Annotated in this window: 4 protein-coding genes; 1 reads left to right on the top strand and 3 read right to left on the bottom strand. The window is 47.3% G+C overall.

Annotation, left to right across the window (positions count from 1 at the left end):
* A partial coding sequence (locus tag C7B77_RS26970) for a DUF928 domain-containing protein (protein WP_106312289.1) occupies nt 1-610 on the top strand: 610 nt, incomplete at its 5' end.
* A 30-nt stretch (nt 611-640) separates the two neighbouring features.
* Here the strand turns inward: C7B77_RS26970 and C7B77_RS26965 are convergent.
* The 3 genes from C7B77_RS26965 to uraH all read right to left on the bottom strand — a co-directional run bounded on the left by C7B77_RS26965 (nt 641) and on the right by uraH (nt 3,116).
* Nucleotides 641-1,906, bottom strand: a complete 1,266-nt coding sequence (locus C7B77_RS26965; protein ID WP_106312286.1) for a Zn-dependent hydrolase — start codon at nt 1,904-1,906, stop codon at nt 641-643.
* Nucleotides 1,907-2,068: 162 nt separating this feature from the next.
* Complete coding sequence (gene uraD, locus C7B77_RS26960) at nt 2,069-2,641, bottom strand: 2-oxo-4-hydroxy-4-carboxy-5-ureidoimidazoline decarboxylase (protein WP_106312283.1); 573 nt, start codon at nt 2,639-2,641, stop codon at nt 2,069-2,071.
* Nucleotides 2,642-2,753: 112 nt separating this feature from the next.
* On the bottom strand, nt 2,754-3,116 hold the full coding sequence (gene uraH, locus C7B77_RS26955) for a hydroxyisourate hydrolase (protein ID WP_106312280.1): 363 nt from the start codon (nt 3,114-3,116) through the stop codon (nt 2,754-2,756).
* Nucleotides 3,117-3,170: the final 54 nt, after the last annotated feature.

Genomic DNA, 3,170 nt, shown 5'->3' with positions numbered 1-3,170 from the left:
CCCCAGTTCGCTCGGCATTCCGGGAAATCGCGCTCAAGGTGGCGGGACGCGTGGTTGTCAGCCCTATCGGGGCATTGTCGCTCTAGTCCCCACCTCTAGGCAGATCGCTTGGGGACAAACGATCGTCAATCGCCCCAGGGTGTGGCTCCATGTACCGCAAGGATTGGCTAAAGGTTTAGAAATCGAGATGGCGGTGCGATCGCTCAATGGCGAACCGATCGCCAAACAGTCATTCACCACCAAAACCAAGATCGCCCCTGGTGCGTTCGGGGTCTCATTTCCGCCTGCGACATCGCTAGAAATCGATCGCCCCTATCGGTGGGAAGTCGCGATCTACTGCGATCGCCAGGAGGGAGTCGATCGTCCGTTACTCGTCGGCGGCCAAATTCAGCGCATTACCGCACCCACTCAGCTTGCTACCGCCAAATCGCCCTTAGAAATAGCCCAAATTCTCGCCGAAAATGGCATTTGGTACGATGCGCTCGGACAGCTCGGCGATCGTCTCTCCAAAACCAAAGATCGACAGCTAGCCGCTACCTGGTCGGATTTGCTCGGAACGGCTGGCATTCGCAGCAGCAAACAGATTCGAGCTTGGAGTGCGATCGATTGAGAACTGGGATCGAGATCGATCGTGTCTTGATTAGCAACTTTTCACATCAAAATTGTCGAGTTGGAGAAAAGTATGTAATAAAACACTAGCTCCGCGATCGCATTCTTCAAAAGACGTATATTCATCTGCTGAATGACTGACTCCCGCGCGACTGGGTACAAAAATCATCCCCATAGCTGTAAACCGACCGATTTCCTGAGCATCATGTCCCGCGCGGCTGGGCATATGTGTATACGCTAAACCCATGTTCTGACAAACGCCCTCAATCGATTTCATAATTTGAGGATCTGCTAATGTCGGGCGAATGTGGAGTGTTTGCTGAATGGAAATTGCCGTCTCTGTCGTTCTGGCAATGGCGTTAATTTCGGCTTTGAGTTTCGCCGTCAGCAGTTGCAAACGTTCTTCAGATAGATCTCGCATGTCGATTCGCAAATCGACCATTCCAGGCACCGTATTAGTGGCGTTGGGAGATACATTGAGATAGCCAACAGTGGCAACTTGGTCGCCGTCGATCGATCTGGCAATTTTATTTACAGCTAGCACGATTTCGGAAGCAGCAACTAGCGCATCTTTCCGCATATTCATCGGTGTGGTGCCAGCATGATTAGCACGTCCGATAACGTTAACGGCAAATCGGTATTGTCCGACAACTCCAGTCACAATGCCAATCGGTTTATCTAGATGTTCCAAGACACCACCTTGCTCGACGTGCAATTCTACAAACGCTACTATCTCTCCCGATTTGCGTTTGGCGGTGGCAATTTGCGACCAATCGCCGCCAATGCGATCGAGACATTCCTGAATCGGCGTACCATCTAGACGGGCATAATAAATCGCATCTTCTCGGACTTCTCCCGCCATCCCCTTCGAGCCGATTACAGAGCGTTCTTCATCGGTAAAGACAATTACTTCGATCGGGTGGTACAGTCGGATCGATCGCTCGTGCAAGACGCGCACTACTTCAATTCCCGCCAGCACTCCCAAACAGCCATCATAACGCCCACCAGTCGGGACGGTATCGATATGCGAACCAGTCGCGATCGCCCCTGCATCGGGATTTAGACCTTCATAGCGACCGATAATATTACCAGCCGCATCCGTCCTCACGGTCATTCCCGCTGTAAGCATCCAAGTTTGTACCAGTTGACGCGCGCATAAGTCTTCAGGTGTAAAAGCCACTCGGCTGATACCACCTTGGGGTAACTTGCCAATTTCTGCCAATTCAAACAGGCTACGATCGAGTCTAGCGGCATCGATTTTTAATTCACTCAAAATCGGTGATGATGTAATTGTCATAAAATCGAATAAGTAATAAGTAATAAGTAATAAGTAATAAGTAATAAGCAATAAGTGATCCTTGTTAAAAGCAGATATTTAAAATCTGAATTGGAAACATTTAAATCTCTAACAATGGCTTCTAAACCGCGAACGATAATAATGGGTTATGAGATGTAAGTTTCAACTCGTTCGCGTAGCGTCCCCGTTCGCGTTGGCGAAGCCTGCCATAGGCACAACGTCTGCCTCAGCAGAAGGGGAATCGATTATTGCTAATAATCGAAACCGTGCGATCTGACTAATTTCCTCGATCGCGGTAGCCAATTCTCCATCGACTGAGTTTTGTAATCGACGATCGAAAGCTGCTAAAATGCTCTGCTTGGTATGATTTTTAACTGCGACAATAAAGGGAAAATCAAATTTAGTTTGGTAAGCTTGATTGAGGTGTTGAAATTGGGTATATTCGATCGAACTCAATCGATCTAGACCTACCCCCGCTTGCTCTTGAACTGAAGCTGGTGCCATTTTAACTCTACTGCCCAAATCTGGATGAGCGCGCACCAGAGCCAATTTTTGCTCGCGATCGAAACTCATAACTACCGCTATCATCTGTTGATGTAGCTCCTCGATCGAGTTAAATGGTTGTCGCTCCCATCCTTGGGAAGCAACCGTGGGTGTGTGTTCAAAAATTTCACCCAGTGCTTGAATAAATTGCGGTCGATCCATCCGATTGATTTCGCTAAGTGAGTAAATCATGAGGTTTGACAAATATTGCGCTATATTTTTAACTAATTCAACAAATAATAAAGCCTGAAGTGTCTATATTAACTATCCACTATCCACTATCCACTATTCACTATCCACTAAATTAACTGCCTCGATAAGTACTGTAAGACCACGGTGAAACTAGCAGAGGAATATGGTAATGTACGTTGATGTCGGCAATCTGAAAGCGAATGGGAATGCGATCGAGAAATGCTGGCTTAGATAAGTTAGATTGAGTTTTCGCAAAATAAGATCCGATGCCGAAAACTAGCTCGTATTCTCCAATTTGTAGTTCGCCATCGGCTAACAAAGGTTTATCGGTGCGTCCATCTCGATCGGTATAAACTTGGGTAATTAAGGTGCGATCGTCCGATGGAGATTCGATCGAGTAGAGGTTTATTTCAACTCCTGCGGCGGGACAACCGTGGGCTGTGTCTAGAACGTGGGTTGTTAATTTACCAGCCATAGTTGGAAAAAAGGTTATGGTGCATATACAAGTCTATTAGCAAGATCGTAGTCC

It is taken from the genome of Chamaesiphon polymorphus CCALA 037, from assembly GCF_003003845.1.
GTDB lineage: Bacteria > Cyanobacteriota > Cyanobacteriia > Cyanobacteriales > Chamaesiphonaceae > Chamaesiphon > Chamaesiphon polymorphus.
The sequence above is the reverse complement of the archived record's forward strand: the minus strand, read 5'-3'. Positions and strand labels throughout refer to the sequence as shown.